17 protein-coding genes are annotated in these 16,502 nt (G+C 39.9%); all 17 read left to right on the forward strand.

The window, feature by feature from the left end; genetic code table 11:
* The first annotated feature begins 169 nt into the window (after window positions 1–169).
* The 17 genes from EDD74_RS08265 to EDD74_RS08345 all read left to right on the forward strand — a co-directional run bounded on the left by EDD74_RS08265 (window position 170) and on the right by EDD74_RS08345 (window position 16,102).
* The gene (locus tag EDD74_RS08265) at window positions 170–1,126 is read left to right on the forward strand and encodes an SPFH domain-containing protein (RefSeq protein ID WP_008976893.1); all 957 of its coding nucleotides are present in this window, start codon (window positions 170–172) and stop codon (window positions 1,124–1,126) included.
* Window positions 1,127–1,219: 93 nt separating this feature from the next.
* Window positions 1,220–2,320, forward strand: a complete 1,101-nt coding sequence (locus EDD74_RS08270) for a patatin-like phospholipase family protein (protein WP_116441552.1) — start codon at window positions 1,220–1,222, stop codon at window positions 2,318–2,320.
* 1 nt (window position 2,321) lies between these two features.
* The gene (gene argF / locus EDD74_RS08275) at window positions 2,322–3,311 is read left to right on the forward strand and encodes an ornithine carbamoyltransferase (RefSeq protein ID WP_008976891.1); all 990 of its coding nucleotides are present in this window, start codon (window positions 2,322–2,324) and stop codon (window positions 3,309–3,311) included.
* Window positions 3,312–3,313: 2 nt separating this feature from the next.
* The gene (locus tag EDD74_RS08280; RefSeq protein ID WP_116441551.1) at window positions 3,314–4,297 is read left to right on the forward strand and encodes a biotin--[acetyl-CoA-carboxylase] ligase; all 984 of its coding nucleotides are present in this window, start codon (window positions 3,314–3,316) and stop codon (window positions 4,295–4,297) included.
* Between the two features lie 34 nt (window positions 4,298–4,331).
* Window positions 4,332–4,661, forward strand: coding sequence for a DUF6145 family protein (locus tag EDD74_RS08285; RefSeq protein WP_008976889.1), 330 nt, complete (start codon window positions 4,332–4,334; stop codon window positions 4,659–4,661).
* Window positions 4,661–5,428, forward strand: a complete 768-nt coding sequence (locus EDD74_RS08290) for a type III pantothenate kinase (RefSeq protein ID WP_008976888.1) — start codon at window positions 4,661–4,663, stop codon at window positions 5,426–5,428. The genes EDD74_RS08285 and EDD74_RS08290 overlap by 1 nt, the downstream gene beginning before the upstream one ends.
* Window positions 5,429–5,446: 18 nt before the next feature.
* Window positions 5,447–6,424, forward strand: a complete 978-nt coding sequence (dusB, locus tag EDD74_RS08295) for a tRNA dihydrouridine synthase DusB (RefSeq protein WP_009263259.1) — start codon at window positions 5,447–5,449, stop codon at window positions 6,422–6,424.
* A gap of 116 nt (window positions 6,425–6,540) precedes the next feature.
* The gene (gene greA, locus EDD74_RS08300; protein ID WP_116441550.1) at window positions 6,541–7,023 is read left to right on the forward strand and encodes a transcription elongation factor GreA; all 483 of its coding nucleotides are present in this window, start codon (window positions 6,541–6,543) and stop codon (window positions 7,021–7,023) included.
* 12 nt (window positions 7,024–7,035) lie between these two features.
* Window positions 7,036–8,997, forward strand: a complete 1,962-nt coding sequence (gene lysS / locus EDD74_RS08305) for a lysine--tRNA ligase (RefSeq protein WP_116441549.1) — start codon at window positions 7,036–7,038, stop codon at window positions 8,995–8,997.
* Between the two features lie 591 nt (window positions 8,998–9,588).
* Complete coding sequence (locus tag EDD74_RS08310) at window positions 9,589–9,912, forward strand: molecular chaperone (RefSeq protein WP_116441548.1); 324 nt, start codon at window positions 9,589–9,591, stop codon at window positions 9,910–9,912.
* A gap of 72 nt (window positions 9,913–9,984) precedes the next feature.
* Complete coding sequence (locus tag EDD74_RS08315; protein ID WP_116441547.1) at window positions 9,985–10,203, forward strand: helix-turn-helix domain-containing protein; 219 nt, start codon at window positions 9,985–9,987, stop codon at window positions 10,201–10,203.
* A 3-nt stretch (window positions 10,204–10,206) separates the two neighbouring features.
* Window positions 10,207–11,373: a DNA cytosine methyltransferase gene (locus tag EDD74_RS08320; RefSeq protein WP_116441546.1), complete on the forward strand. Its 1,167-nt coding sequence runs from the start codon at window positions 10,207–10,209 to the stop codon at window positions 11,371–11,373.
* Between the two features lie 23 nt (window positions 11,374–11,396).
* Window positions 11,397–12,287: a BsaWI family type II restriction enzyme gene (locus tag EDD74_RS08325; protein ID WP_116441545.1), complete on the forward strand. Its 891-nt coding sequence runs from the start codon at window positions 11,397–11,399 to the stop codon at window positions 12,285–12,287.
* A complete protein-coding gene (locus EDD74_RS08330) occupies window positions 12,287–12,580 on the forward strand; it encodes a hypothetical protein (RefSeq protein WP_116441544.1) in 294 nt (97 codons plus the stop codon). Before EDD74_RS08325 ends, EDD74_RS08330 begins: the two co-directional genes overlap by 1 nt.
* Before the next feature lie 87 nt (window positions 12,581–12,667).
* Entirely contained in the window at window positions 12,668–14,065 is a 1,398-nt protein-coding gene (locus EDD74_RS08335) for a serine/arginine repetitive matrix protein 2 (protein WP_116441543.1), read from the forward strand.
* 77 nt (window positions 14,066–14,142) lie between these two features.
* Window positions 14,143–14,721, forward strand: coding sequence for a CHC2 zinc finger domain-containing protein (locus tag EDD74_RS08340; RefSeq protein ID WP_165851578.1), 579 nt, complete (start codon window positions 14,143–14,145; stop codon window positions 14,719–14,721).
* Window positions 14,693–16,102 (forward strand): virulence-associated E family protein, encoded by a 1,410-nt coding sequence (locus EDD74_RS08345; RefSeq protein WP_242990109.1) that lies wholly within the window; start codon window positions 14,693–14,695, stop codon window positions 16,100–16,102. The genes EDD74_RS08340 and EDD74_RS08345 overlap by 29 nt, the downstream gene beginning before the upstream one ends.
* The last annotated feature ends 400 nt before the right edge of the window (window positions 16,103–16,502 follow it).

A 16,502-nucleotide genomic window follows, 5' to 3' on the forward strand; every position in this document is an offset into this window, starting at 1 on the left:
AGTGGCAGAAAATTCTGCACTTCTTACAAAAAAGATACCGAAATTCAGACGGTATCTTTTTTGTATCTGACTATTGTATTTGGAAGAAAATTATAGTAAGATAAGGAAAATAAATAACACAATAGATTCTGTCTAAAAGAGAGACGGATCGTTGAAAGGGGGACTTTCTATGTATTACGCAACAGGAAGTATCATGACAATGGTGCTCGGAATTGTTTTTCTTATCATTATTGTAGGGCTTCTGATTTCATGTATTAAGATTGTGCCGCAGGCACAAGCGATGGTAATCGAAAGACTGGGCGCTTATAAGACAACATGGGGAGTAGGATTCCATGTCAAAGTGCCGATCATCGAGAAGGTAGCAAGAAAAGTGGACTTAAAAGAGCAGGTAGTAGATTTTGCGCCACAGCCGGTGATCACAAAGGATAATGTTACGATGCAGATTGACACAGTTGTGTTTTATCAGATTACAGATCCAAAGTTATTCTGCTATGGAGTGGCCAATCCGATCATGGCGATCGAGAATCTGACCGCGACAACCCTTCGTAATATCATCGGTGATTTGGAATTAGACGAGACACTTACCTCCAGAGAAACAATCAATACAAAGATGCGGGCATCCCTTGATGTTGCAACAGACCCTTGGGGCATTAAAGTCAATCGTGTAGAGTTAAAGAATATCATTCCTCCGGCTGCGATCCGTGATGCCATGGAGAAGCAGATGAAGGCAGAGCGTGAGAGACGTGAAGCGATTCTGAAGGCAGAAGGTGAGAAGAAGTCTACAATCCTTGTGGCAGAAGGTAACAAGGAGTCTGCAATCCTTGATGCAGAGGCAGAGAAGCAGGCTGCGATCCTTAGAGCGGAAGCAGAGAAAGAGAAGATGATTCGTGAAGCAGAAGGTGAGGCAGAGGCAATCCTGAAGGTACAGAAAGCCAATGCAGACGGTATCCGTTTCTTGAAAGAAGCAGGAGCAGATGAGGCAGTTCTGACGATGAAGAGTCTTGAGGCATTTGAAAAGGCATCTAATGGAAGAGCGACGAAGATTATTATTCCTTCTGAGATTCAGGGAATCGCAGGACTTGTGAAGTCTGTGACAGAGATTGCAAAGACAGAGAAAGAACAGTAAAGAAATAAAAGAGGAAAGTCATAAGAGGAAGGCGGCTGCTGCAAAGGATTTTGCGGCGGCCCCTTCGCTTTCCGCCTGACAGGAGGGGATTGTGTGAAACCGGTGATAGATCTTGAGAAAACATATGGAATTGTATTTGACGGTGGAGGCGCCAGAGGAGCATATCAAATTGGAGCATGGAAGGCTATGCGGGAGGCCGGTGTCAAGATCAGTGCAGTGGCAGGCACATCGGTCGGAGCTTTAAACGGTGCACTTGTCTGCATGGGGGATCTGGAGCGAGCCGAGAAAATCTGGGAGAAGATCACTTTTTCAAGAGTCATGGATGTAGATGACCAGATCATGCAGGAATTGTTTGACAGAAAGCTTCCACTCCACGAAGCAATCCATGAAGTGCTCACTGTGATAAAAAATGGAGGAGTGGATGTTACACCGCTGAGAGAACTGATCCATGAAATGGTGGATGAAGAGAAAATCAGACAGTCAAAAATTGCATTTTATCTGCTTACATTTTCTGTGTCAGATATGAAGGAGCTGGAGCTTGGAATCGAAGATATCCCGGAAGGACTGCTGGAGGATTTTCTTCTGGCGAGCGCTTATCTGATTGGGTTTAAAAACGAAGAACTGCATGGGAAGAAGTATATGGACGGGGGCGTGATCAACAATGTACCGCTTGGAACACTTGTTGAGCGCGGGTATCAGAATATTATCGAAGTGCGGATTTTTGGTCCGGGAAGAGAGCCAAGAGTATATTTGCCTGACGATGTGACAGTCTATGAGATTGCACCAAGGGTGAAGCTTGGGAGTATTATTGAATTTCAGGAAAAGCGAAGCAGGCAGAATATGAAGATTGGATATTATGATGCCAAACGAGTGATCTACGGACTTGCGGGTACGATTTACTATATTGAACAAACGAAAGAAGAGTGGTATTATGAAAAGAAGTTTGAGGGCCTGACAGAGCATGACCGCAGGGAGATTGCATTCTGGCTGAAGCTTCCGCTGCGCACAAAGGAAGCAGAGTTGTATCTTGCAATGTTGGAGGCGAGCGCAAAATATCTGCATGTCCCAAAGTACCGGATCTATACCGTGGAAGAATTATTTGATCTTGTGAAAGAAAAATATGAAAAGAAAGACAACAAAGAGTCTGTTCCATATTTTACGGAACTGCTCCTTGCGATGGGAAAGGAAGAATAATATGAATTTAAAAGGACGTCATTTTTTAACATTAAAAGATTTTACCGCAGAAGAGATTACATATTTTCTTGATCTGGCCGCAGAACTGAAGGAAAAGAAAAAGCAGGGCATCTTGACTGAAACTTTGCGCGGGAAAAATGTAGCGCTGATTTTTGCAAAAACAAGTACGAGAACCCGCTGTTCTTTTGAGGTGGCTGCCCACGATCTCGGAATGGGAACGACCTATCTGGAACCGGCTGCGTCACAGATTGGGAAGAAGGAGAGTATCAAGGATACTGCACGGGTGCTTGGAAGAATGTTTGATGGGATTGAATACCGCGGATATGGACAGGAAATCGTTGAGGAACTGGCAAAGTATGCAGGCGTTCCAGTCTGGAACGGGCTTACGAATGAATATCATCCGACACAGATGCTGGCAGATCTGTTAACCATCCGGGAGCACTTTGGAGATCTTGCAGGAAGAAAGCTTGTGTATATGGGGGATGCCCGCTATAATATGGGAAATTCTCTGATGATCGCCTGCGCGAAGATGGGAATGCACTTTGTGGCATGTGCACCGGAGAAATACTTCCCGGACAAGGCACTTGTGGAAGAATGCCGGAGATTTGCAGAGGAATCTGGCGCAACGATCACACTGACAAAAGATGTCAGCGCAGGGACTAAGGATGCAGATATTATTTATACAGATGTATGGGTATCTATGGGAGAGCCAGACAGTGTGTGGGAGGAACGAATCCGTGATCTGACCCCATACAAGGTAACGATGGATGTGATGAAAAATGCGGGAGAACAGGCAATCTTTCTTCACTGTCTGCCGGCATTTCACGATTGGGAGACTGAGGTCGGAAAAGAAATGGGAGAACGTTTCCAGATCAAAGAGATGGAAGTCACCGACGAGGTGTTTGAGTCTGCACAGTCGAAAGTATTCGATGAGGCAGAGAATCGTATGCATACGATCAAGGCAGTGATGGCTGCCACTCTGGGAGCATGATCATGAAGGCAGAGATATTAAAAGTGCTTCGGGAAAGCAGTGGGCATGTCTCCGGGCAGGAGCTGTGTGAACGGTTCCAAGTGTCCCGGACTACCATCTGGAAAGTAATCTCACAGCTGAAGGAAGAAGGATATGAGATCGAGGCGGTGAGAAACAAAGGATATCGACTCCAAGAGAGCCCGGATGTGCTTTCTAAAGAAGAGATGGAAAGCAGGATTGAGACACGGACAATTGGAAAGCGTGTAGAATATTATGCAGAGACAGACTCTACGAACATTCGTGCAAAGCAGGCAGCCGGGCAGGGAGCTGTGCATGGAACACTTTTTGTGGCAGACAGGCAGAGTGCCGGAAAAGGACGCAGAGGAAGAAGCTGGGATTCCCCGGAAGGAACTGAGATTTTTATGTCTTTGCTGCTGCGGCCGCAGTTTGCTCCGGACAAGGCGCCGATGCTGACAATCTTGATGGCGATTGCCGCGGCGGAGGCAGTAAGAGATAAGACTGATCTTGAGGTAAAGATTAAGTGGCCAAATGATCTTGTGATTGGCGGAAAGAAGATCTGTGGGATTCTGACAGAGATGAGCGCAGAGATCGATTACATTGACTATGTGGTTGTCGGAGTCGGAGTAAATGTAAATCGGAAGGAATTTCCGGAAGAGCTTAGAGAGAAGGCGACGTCCCTTCTGTTAGAAGGAAAGGTTTCCATAAAGAGATCCGAGTTGATCGCAGAGATCATGCAGCGGTTTGAGACGCTTTATGAAGCGTTTGAAAAAGAACAGAGCCTTCGTTTTGTGCAGCAGAGATACAATGAGCAGTCAGTAAACTGTGGACGGAGAGTGACAGTTCTGGAACCAAAGGGAAACTGGGACGGCATAGCACTGGGGATCAATGGAGCTGGAGAACTGCTAGTAGAAAATGAAGCGGGAGAGATTTGCACGGTTTATTCCGGGGAAGTATCGGTGCGCGGAATTTACGGATATGCGTATTAGCATAAATGAATTAGAAAAATGGAGTAACAAAAACATGTACGAAGAGAAAGTAGTATTGTGCGGGGCGAACTCGTATGAAAAAAAATATTATCTAAATCCGGATTTTGAGGCATTGCCGCAGGAAATCCAGGATGAATTGAAGATTCTGTGTGTACTTTACACAGAAGATGTGGGGGGAATCCTCACACTCGTCTTTGAAGAAGATGGAACACTTTGTTTTGAAGTGACGACAGAGGATTTTGATCCAATGTTTGATGAAATTGGAAGCAAGCTCAAGATCAAAGAGATACAGCAGACAAAAGAAGAACTGTTGAGATCGTTGGAGCTTTACTATAAAGTATTTTTCTTAGGAGAAGAAATTTAATGTTATTGGTTATAGATGTTGGAAATACAAATATTACACTGGGTGTATATAAGGAAGAAAAGCTGGAAGCGAAATTTAGAATGACAACAAAGCTTCCGAGAACATCAGATGAATATGGGATTTCTCTGTGTGATCTGATTGAACACCAGGGGTTTGAGATCCGGCAGATCGATGCAGTCATCATTGCTTCTGTCGTGCCGGATATTATGCACTCTCTGACAAGTGCGATTATTAAATATCTGGATGTATATCCCCTTGTAGTCTCAAGAGAGATTGAGACGGGAATTAAGATCGGGATGGATAATCCGCGCATGGGGCCGGATCGGATTGTAGATGCAGTTGCTGCATATGAAAAATATGGCGGTCCGGTGATCGTCGTTGATTTCGGGACAGCGACGACCTATGATATGATCGCAGAGGATGGTTCCTTTATGGGAGGATGTATTGCAACGGGAATCCGCACCTCTGCGCGGGCGCTTTGGGGCGGGGCAGCGATGCTGCCGGAGATTGAGATCAAGAAGCCGGAAGTGATCATGGGACAGGAAACAATTACAAGTATGCAGGCGGGACTTGTGTATGGGTATATCGGGCAGACAGAGTATATTGTCCAAAAGATGAAAAAAGAAACAGGATTGGAGAATGTAAAAGTCATTGCGACCGGAGGTCTTGGTAAGATCATTGTCTCGGAGACAGACGTTTTTGATGCCTATGATCAGAATCTGACATTGGACGGACTTCGGATTCTGTATGAGAAGAATAAGAAGTAAAAAGCAGAAAGGAAAGAGATGATACACAAAAATAGATTGAAAATAGGGACAGTAGAGCTGGAGAATCCATATATACTGGCACCGATGGCAGGAGTGACCGACCTGCCTTTTCGCTTGCTCTGCAAGGAGCAGGGGGCAGGACTTCTCTGCATGGAGATGGTCAGTGCGAAGGCGATCCAGTACAAAAATAAAAATACACAGGACCTTCTTCGGATCCACGAGGAAGAACGACCGGTTTCACTTCAGTTGTTCGGTTCTGAGCCGGATACGATCAGTGAGATTGCAAAGCAGATTGAAGAACTTCCGTTTGCGATCCTCGATATCAATATGGGATGCCCGGTGCCTAAGATTGTCAAAAATGGAGAAGGTTCTGCGCTGATGAAACAGCCAAAGCTTGTCTATGAGATCGTGAGCAAGACAGTGAAGGCGATCCAAAAGCCGGTCACTGTTAAAATCCGGAAAGGATTTGATGATTCTTGCATCAATGCAGTGGAAATCGCAAAGGTGATCGAGGAGGCAGGGGGCGCTGCAGTGGCAGTGCATGGCCGGACAAGAGAGCAGTACTATTCTGGAAAAGCAGACTGGGAGATCATAAGGAAAGTGAAAGAGGCAGTATCCATCCCGGTCATCGGAAATGGAGATGTGACTTCCGCAGAAGATGCTGTGCGGATGCAGAAACTGACTGGATGTGATGGAGTAATGGTAGGAAGAGGCGCACAGGGAAATCCATGGATCTTTCGAGAGTTAGTAGAATATGATAGAACCGGAAAGATTCCGCCACGCCCATCGCTGGAAGAATTAAAGGAGACTATGCTGCGTCATGCAAGACTTCAGATCGAGTATAAAGGAGATTATCTCGGGATCCGGGAGATGCGGAAACATGTCGGATGGTATACGACTGGATTAAAAGGAGCAGCAGCTTTGCGGGCAGAAATCAATCAGGTGCAAAGTTACGAGGAATTGGAACAATTACTTGGAAACAAATTGACATTATAGGTAAAAACATGTATAATGTTGAAATTGTGAAAATAGAATTATTTTACAGGAAATATTCGCTGAAAGGCTGACAAATAATAGGGGAATGTTATAAGCATACAAGGAGGTAATATGCAATGGCAGACAAAAAAACAATACTTACTTATGCAGGGTTAAAGGCATTGGAAGAAGAGCTGGAAAAACTCAAAGTAGTAAAGCGTAAGGAAGTTGCAGCAAAGATCAAAGAAGCAAGAGAACAGGGCGATTTATCAGAGAATGCAGAGTACGATGCTGCAAAAGATGAACAGAGAGATATCGAAGCAAGAATCGAAGAGATAGAGAAGATTTTAAAGAATGCAGAAGTTGTTGTAGAGGATGAAGTAGATTTCGATAAGATTAATATCGGATGTTCTGTACTCGTATATGACAAGGAATTTGACGAGGAAATTCAGTTTAAGATCGTAGGTTCCACAGAGGCAAACAGCCTTCAGGGTAAGATCTCCAACGAATCTCCGGTAGGACAGGCACTGCTTGGCAAAAAAGTCGGAGACGAGATCCAGGTAGAGACGCAGGCAGGCGTTATGGAATACAAAGTGTTAAAAATTGAAAGAGCAAACTAAGGAGTGAGAGAAGTGGCTGAACAGAAGAAGGTACAGGAGCAGGACGTAAACCAGCTCAGACAGGTGCGCCGGGAGAAACTGGCAGATCTGCAGGCAAGTGGAAATGACCCGTTCGTCATTACAAAGTATGATGTGACACATCATAGCATGGATATCAAGGATCATTTTGAAGAGATGGAAGGAAAAGACGTAGCGATCGCAGGACGTATTATGTCCAAACGTGTGATGGGAAAAGCGTCTTTCTGCAATGTTCAGGATTTACAGGGCAATATCCAGTCTTATGTCGCAAGAGATAACATCGGAGAGGAAGCTTATAAAGCATTCAAAAAGATGGATATCGGTGATATTGTCGGAATCAAGGGAGATGTGTTCCGCACAAAGATGGGGGAGATCTCTATCCATGCGCAGGAAGTGACATTGTTATCGAAGAGTCTTCAGATCCTTCCTGAGAAATTCCACGGTCTGACCAATACAGATTTACGTTACCGTCAGAGATATGTAGACCTGATCATGAATCCGGACGTTAAAGATACATTTATCAAACGTTCTAAGATTCTCAGCGCGATCAGAAAATACTTAGATGGACAAGGATTCATGGAAGTAGAAACTCCAATCCTCGTTTCTAATGCAGGAGGAGCAGCAGCAAGACCATTTGAGACACATTTTAATGCACTCAATGAAGATTTCAAACTGCGTATCTCCCTGGAATTATATCTGAAGAGACTGATCGTTGGTGGTATGGAACGTGTCTATGAGATTGGACGAGTATTCCGCAACGAAGGACTTGATACAAGACACAACCCAGAGTTTACATTGATGGAATTATACCAGGCATATACAGATTACAACGGAATGATGGATCTGACAGAAAATCTTTACCGTTTTGTAGCACAGGAAGTTCTTGGAACAACGAAGATCACTTACGGTGGAGTAGAGATGGATCTCGGAAAACCGTTTGAGAGAATTACAATGGTAGATGCGGTGAAGAAATACACTGGTATCGACTGGAACGAAGTGACTACACTTAAGGAGGCAAGAAGACTTGCCAAAGAACATAAAGTAGAGTTTGAAGAGCGCCATAAGAAAGGAGATATCCTTTCTCTGTTCTTCGAGGCATTTGTAGAAGAGCATTTAATCCAGCCTACATTTGTGATGGATCATCCGATCGAGATTTCTCCGCTGACAAAGAAGAAACCGGAGAATCCAGAATATACAGAGCGTTTCGAATTCTTCATGAATGGATGGGAAATGGCAAACGCATACTCAGAGTTAAACGATCCGATCGATCAGAGAGCACGTTTCAAAGCACAGGAAGAGTTGCTTGCACAAGGTGATGAGGAAGCAAACACAACAGACGAAGACTTCCTGAATGCACTGGAGATTGGTATGCCGCCAACAGGTGGTATCGGATTCGGAATCGACAGAATGTGTATGCTTCTCACAGATTCCGCAGCGATCAGAGACGTTCTCCTGTTCCCAACAATGAAGAGCATGGGAGCCGCAAAGAATGAAGCAAACAACGCTGCACAGACAACTCCAGTAGCTGCAAAAGTAGTTGTTCCAGTAGAAGAAACAGCTGCCCCAGCGAAGGTTGAGATCGATTTCTCTAATGTAGAGGTAGAGCCATTATTCGAAGATATGGTTGATTTCGATACATTCAGCAAGTCAGATTTCCGTGCTGTAAAGGTTAAAGAATGTGAAGCAGTTCCAAAATCTAAGAAGCTTCTGAAGTTCGTATTAGACGACGGAAGTGGCGTAGATCGTGTGATTTTAAGCGGAATTCACGATTATTACGAGCCAGAATTCTTAGTAGGAAAGACATTACTTGCAATCACAAACCTTCCACCACGTAAGATGATGGGAATTGATTCTTGTGGTATGATCATCTCCGCTACACACCTTGTAGAAGGAAGAGAAGGACTGAATGTTCTGATCCTGGATGATCACATTCCAGCAGGAGCGAAACTGTACTAAGAGCAACAAGTTTTAAGCTATATTTTAAACAGAAAAACAGGTTACTACACCAAATTTTTTAAAAGTCTAAGAGAAAGACTCTGCAAAAGAATGGTGTAAAAGAAAACTAGTAATAAAAGATACAGTTGAGTGTACCAAAAAAGTTGGTACACCCAGCTGTTTTTTGTTTCTTAAAAATATCTAAATATCAAAAATGGAAGTAATCAGTGTTGTAGTTGGTTATTTTTTATTCTATATCGCACATCAACAAATCAAAAATTTTTATATATTTTCCAGAAGACCCTGTAAAAATGCCTCTCAGCCTTTCGTTATATAGAAGGATATTTAATAATATCAATCTTTGTACATTGACAATTGAATAGCTTTTGAATATGAAGATACCTGAATTGAATATGCATGCGGCGTGTCTGTTCAGAGCATACAATCCTAAAAAGAAGAGGGTTAGGGAACGGAAATATTTGAAAGCGTAATAAAAGGATTTATTAACTGTGAAAGAGATAGCTTAATAAAAACTATATGTGTAGGTGATGAAGTGCAAAAAACTATATCTACACTTGATTTTTTGATACAGAATTGAAAGGAACGATATTTATGACAAGATTAACGAAGTATGAGAAGGAAACTATTATTCTTACAAATGAAGAAGATGATTTTTGGAATGTGTTTACTTATAACAAAGGATTGCAACGTAGGTTTATGTCCTTTGCTGAACAATATCCAGAAAATTGTCGATTCAAGAGCCAGAATAATGAAGGGGGAATGACATTTGAGATAGACAAAGGTAGGTTATCGGTTCGTTTGACAGCACCATATACAGCAGATCGAAAGAAGGCTGCTAGTAATAATGCAAAGAGTCATGGATTGAATAGTCAGAGGAATAAAATAAAGGTAGAAGATCAGACATATTATGAATAAAGATAAAAAAATATAGCAAGTTTATAGCATATATGCTATAATTTTGCTATATTTTAAAAAAGGAGATTACAAATGAGTTTTTCGGAAGATATAAAAGAAGTTCGAAAACAAAACTTGATGAGTCAGACAGAATTTGCTAGAGCTTTAGGTGTATCATTTTCGACTGTCAATAGGTGGGAAACAGGAAAAACACTTCCGGCTTATAAGGCAATGAAAAGTATAGAATTATTCTGTTCAAAGCATGGTGTTGATTTTAGTAACTCCAAGAATGCATGGAAGGAGAATAAATAAATTATGGGATACACACATATTGATTGTTTTAGTGGACCAGGCGGAATCTGTACAGGAATGCATGCAGCCGGATTTGATACGAAGATTGCAATTGAGTTTATTGAGAGTTGTTGTGATACATATAGAGCAAATCATCCGGAGGTTCATGTAATACACTCAGATATTCGAGATGTTAAGGCTGAGGACATTCTTCCCTATATTCCGAAGGGGGGAGTTGATTTGGTGACATCAGGAATGCCATGTGAAACTTTTTCAACAGCAGGAAATACATCGAGATCATTTTATGATGATCGTCAGTTTCTTTTTAGAGAAGGAATAAGAATTGCAGAAATTGCTGATGCTAAAATGATTCTTTTTGAAAATGTTCCTGCGATTACAACAAAGACGATTGAAAAGCATTCTAAGACTTTGATTGTAGATGTGTTAAAAAGAGAACTAGAAGAAGCAGGATATACTAATTATGTAGAAGTGGTGTTGAGTGCAGAGCAGTTTGGTGTTCCTCAAAAAAGAAAAAGATATTTTGTGTTAGCTTGTAAAAATCCGAATTGGAATTTGACTATTCCTCAACCAATCATCAAAAAAGAAGTTACTGTAGAGGAAGCATTAGCTGGACTTCCAAATGTTATACCAAACAGCGGAGAAGAAGGAAAAACTTACACAGATAACAGTTCAGAATTTTCAAAAAAAATGCAGGATTTAAAATTTTGGCATAGGGAAGATTTTTCGAATGATTTAACATATCAAATGCCAATGAAACATCGTGCCTGTACATTAGAACGATTTGGATTGTTGCAACAAGGAGAAAGTTTGAAAAATCTTTTCGACAGATATGTTGGTGAAGAACGTGAGGAATTACAGTCTAGAAGAGTACTTCCTAAAAAAATGTTTATAAAAAGAAATTATAGATTGATTTCAGATCAACCATCACCAACGGTAACAAGTCATTGTTTGGATGAATTTGTGCATCCAATTTATAATCGAGCTTTAACAGTGAGAGAATGCGCTCGGTTACAATCATTTCCTGATTCATATGATTTTTGCGGAGGACCGTATTTGACTCCGCATTTACATAATAACATTCAAGATAAATATGAGCAAATTGGAGATGCGGTTCCACCATTATTGGCATATGCGTGGGGCATAGAAATTTCAAAGATATTATCAATGTAATAGTAAATTATGGGGGTACTGTGATGGGAAAGGAACTAGATTATCGAGTTTTTATTGAAGATACCTACAATAAAGCATGGAAGAGTGAATATACTATTGAGATTCAAAGAAAGAGAACTGATAGCGATAATGCTTTAAAAGCTGCTCGATTGTACGCTCAAAGGAAAGCTATTGATAAAACTTTTGTTGATGCTTTGCTTACTTATTATCCTGATGTGTCTGAAAAGGAAATATGGGGAGCACTTGCAATGGCACATAAATTAAATGTTGCAAACCTTGATGAATTTGGAATTGATTCGAATAAACAACAAGCAGTTTTTGAAGCTTGCTTATCTGCACATCAAAGTTGGATAAAATCAAGTGGACATTCTTTTGAACGTTATATTTCTAATATTGATGATGACAAATTGAAGAAAAATGAAATTAGATTTATATTACAATCTGAATTGACAGATATGGTAAAAAAGAAAAAATTAGCAAATACGGATGAGGATATTCATGGACTAAATGCATGGGGGAAAGATTTTGATTTATATGCAATTCAAACAATCCACGGAGATACGCACGTGTTCGGATGTATTCAATCGAAAACAAGTATTAGGGATAGAGTAGGACGAGATGTAACATTTTCTAGAAATGCAATGGATGGTTTATTTTGGTCTGTAGGTGTTACTTTAGATGGTGACTTCCTAAATATGGATGAGTTTATTCATATGGTAAACGGCGGTGGTTCTTATCCAGCTAACGGATGGCATGGAATGTATGCTATGTCGGGGGTAGAGAAAAGTAATGATAGAATTTATAAAGTGGATGACAAATTAGATATATTCGTAGATCATGCTATACTCGCTGCAAAACAGTTTATTAGTGACAGGCGTTTGCTAAATAATGAATGGAAAGCTAGTAATAAATAATGATTAAGCCAAAGGCGATCAACTGTAATTATTCAGTTGGTCGCTTTTGTTTTGCTCATTTGCAAAACTTTCTGATTGATGCACAAATCAGAAAAACAGAGAAAATCGATGTGATTGATCACGGGACAGAATTAAGAACTTCGGATTTTACTGAGCAGGTGTACAGAGGGATGCAATCCCTTTGTGCTAGAGGTGCAGGAAGTGGCGAACATTCTGCTAGGGTCAAGGGACAAAGTCCCTGGCAGGTTAAGGGCGGCAGCCATTGCCCAGTTAAGAGATGTTTCGTCACTTAGTACTAGGTATTTCCTGACGATAAAGACAGGACTTATGGCAGCTTCGCTGCAGTTCTCTGCGAGAACAAAAAGAAAGGAGACGACAAAGTGAAACTAACTAGACATAATGGAAGAACTGGAAAGAATGGTGTTTATAATCCCAAGCACAATGATCGACAGTTCGATATTGATAATAGTGATCATATTAATCTGGAACGAGTTAAAAGAAATGTTTATTGGGATTGTTATAATGGTATCAGATCTGCTTCAGTAACAGGAAAAGAGGATGAGATTGTCGATTCCTTTGAAGAAGTTGAACAACTTTTTTATAAGATTCACTATCAAGATTATGTGGAAGGACAGAATGCAAGAAATTTAAAAAATCATCATCCTGAAAGAAACAGAACAACAGATGATATTAGGACTCATAAGAAAACGTGTCCGGAAGAAACCATTTATCAGATTGGAACAAAAGATGACTATGTTGATCCGAATGTGTTGTTGACTATCGTAACAGAATTTATTACAGAACTTAGTGATCGCTTTGGAGAACATTTTCATTTATTGAACTGGTCTTTGCATTTGGATGAATCCACTCCACACATTCATGAACGCCATGTTTTTGATTGTAAGAATGCTTATGGAGAAATATTTCCCCAACAGGAAAAAGCACTTGAAACATTAGGTTTTGAATTGCCAAATCCGGAAAAGAAGGCTGGTAGATTTAACAATAGGAAAATGGCTTTTGACGCTACCTGTAGAATACTTCTTTTTGATATTTGTAAAAAGCACGGATTAGAGTTAGAAGAAGAACCAAGTCATGGAGGAAGGGAATATCTTGAAAAGCAAGATTATATTCGAATGAAGCAGAAAAAGGATATTGCATCGTTGGAAGAATCAATTCAGAGTCAAATAGAAGTGGTTAATCAGAAAAAATATGAGGTCTTTGAACAAGAGGTTCAGTACAAAGAAAACAGCATAAAGATTATTGACCAAGAGAAAAAGCTCAAAGCACAGTCAGAAGAATTTTTTGATAATGCGGAGCGAATTCTTCAGCAAGACGAAACATTGAAACAGCTTGAATTTAAAATTGAAGATGTAGAAAAACTGATAGATGATGTTACAGATGAGGTTTATGAAAAAGCGGTGGAAAGAATTGCTGATGAAATTGAGATCGCTACTAGGAAAGAGGATATTAAATTAGTGGAGGATAGTAAGAAATGGATTTTAAGTCCAGAGAGAAAGGCATCTAAAAGGGAAAAACAGTATGCTCTTGATCGTTTAGATGGAGTAGTTAAAAAGATTGAGTATGCAATTACGAAGACGATTTCGAAAATGAAAAACAGATTATTGAAACCGGAAAACAAAAATATCATGGTTCAAGAAATAAAGAAAGAAGTAAAACCATCTATATTAAAAAAATTATCTGAGAAGAAAGCAAGTATAACAAGAAATGGAGAAACTGGAAAATTGAATAAAGAGTCCTCATTAGATAATGAGCGATAAGAGCATTTTGGGAATTCCGTTGGAATAAACAGAGTGCTCTTTTTTTGATTGGAGGGATTATGGGATTATTTGATGAAGTGAAAGAAAATGTGACAGTTCGGCAGGCAGCTGAATTTTATGGATTTAAGATAACAAAATCAGGGCTAATCAGTTGCATTTTTCATAATGACAAAACACCAAGCATGAAAGTAGATAGAAGATATTATTGTTTTGGTTGTGGAGTGACTGGTGATGTGATAGATTTCACAGCACAGCTCTTTGGACTTTCCTTAAAAGAGGCTGCATTAAAATTAGCAGATGATTTCGGAATTCAAATATCTAGAGTAGATAGAAGAAAAATAAAAAAACCAAGGAAGATTTTGAAGAGCAAATCAGAAAAAAAATTAGTGAAATCAGAAGAACAAGAGTATATAGAATGTGTTCGTGCGATGTTGGATTACCGTATATTGTTGCAAAAATGGAAAAAAGAATTTGCACCTAAATCGCCGGAAGAGGAGTGGGATGAAAAATTTATGGAGGCGATGAAATATCTGACCATTGTTGAATATTACTTAGATCTTTTATTATTCGGAGAAGAGGAAGAAAAAGAGCAAGTTGTTGAAATGATTAAGAAGGAGGTTGAAAAGATTGATAGAAGATGCAGAAAAAATGGATGAAAATAAAAAGAAGGATACTTTGAAACGGATGGGTGAGATGGCAGATCTAAATGCAATCAGACAAATTAAGGAATGTTTACTGAAAAATGAAAAGGGAGATATCAAAGGAACGGTTCAAAATTATATGATGATTTTTCGAGATGATCCATTGATTAAAGGTTGTCTTCGATATAATCGGTTGTCTGAAAGAGTCGATATATCGAGGAAACTTTGGTGGGATGAAGATTGGGAGATTCTGACCGACAATGCGATTGATCAGTTTTATCTATATTTTGAAGTGTACTATGGATTAGGAAATGAAAAAAATTTGTATAAAGCATTGCAAATTGAAGCTGCAAACAGAGCGTATCACCCGATTTGCGAATACCTAGAAACATTAAAATGGGATGGGGAAGAACGAATCCGATATGTGCTGAAAAAATATATGGGGGCAGATGATTCAGACTATGTATATGAAGTATTAAAGCACTTTATGATGGAGGCTTTATTGCGAGTGTTTTATCCGGGAATAAAAGCGGATGAAATGCTTTGTCTTGTGGGACAACAAGGCGCAGGAAAATTCACGTTCTTTCGTTTTTTATCCTTGAAAGATAATTGGTTTTCGGATGATTTAAGAGATTTGGGTGATAAGAAGGTATTTGAATCAATTAGAGGACATTGGATCATAGAAATGTCTGAAATGATTGCTGCTATCAGTGTAAAAAGTAACGAAGAAATAAAATCATTTTTGAGCCGACAAAAGGATACATATAGAACGGCCTATGCACGTTTTGAAAAAGATCGAAAAAGGCAATGTGTATTCGCTGGATCTACCAATACCTATCAGTTTATTCCGTTTGATAGAACTGGTGCAAGAAGGTTTCTTCCAATCATGATTGATGCTTCAAAAGCAGAGAAACATATTTTAGATGATGAAGAAGAAGCCAGAGCATATTTTAATCAATTGTGGGCAGAAGCAATGATTATTTATCACAGTGAAGAAAATAAAGGTAATCTTCTGAAATTCACAAAAGAAATGCAAAAGGAAATTGATGAGTACCGGAAACAGTTTATGCAAGAGGACACTTTGGCAGGAACAATTCAGGGGTGGCTCGATAATTATAAAGGAAATTATGTATGTTCTATTCAGATTTGGAGTGAGGCTTTTAATCACGGGGATCGTGAGCCTAAGAAGTATGAGACGAATGAAATTTGTCAAATCATGGATACTCAGATTATTGGATGGAAGCGCGGTGGTTATCATAGATTTACCTCAGAAGGGTATGGAAGACAACGCTGTTGGACTCGAAAAAGTGAAGAGATAGAGGGCGGCAACGAAATTGGCGGAGATGGATTTAGAGAACTTTCGGCAACAGAACAAATGGAACTTCCGTTCCATTAGCCCGACAAGAGAGAGGAAATCTTCCTGATAATACAGCTGTTTTATTCAAAAAACGAAATTTGTTGCCAGTTTTGATGACATATGAAAATGTTGATTTTACTGGTTATTTATACTGTTTTTTAAGATGGCAACAAAGAACATTAAAAAATAAAATAAGAAAGAAGATAATGTATTGATTTTCGGTATGAAAGAAATAAAAAGTTTTGAAATAGTTTGTTGCCAGGAGCTTGATGAGATAAAAGCACCTGAAAAACAAGTTTCTCTCTCTGTCGGGGAAATTAGGAAAAATAAGTCTATAAAAAAGGAAGGAGCTTCCTGTATAATTCAAATATAAGGAATTCCAAGAAAGAAGGTTGAGAAAAAAATACCTCAGTGTAGAATAAGATTACTGACTTTGCAC

Origin of the sequence: Faecalimonas umbilicata (genome assembly GCF_004346095.1) — a bacterium.
In the GTDB taxonomy this organism is placed as follows: domain Bacteria; phylum Bacillota; class Clostridia; order Lachnospirales; family Lachnospiraceae; genus Faecalimonas; species Faecalimonas umbilicata.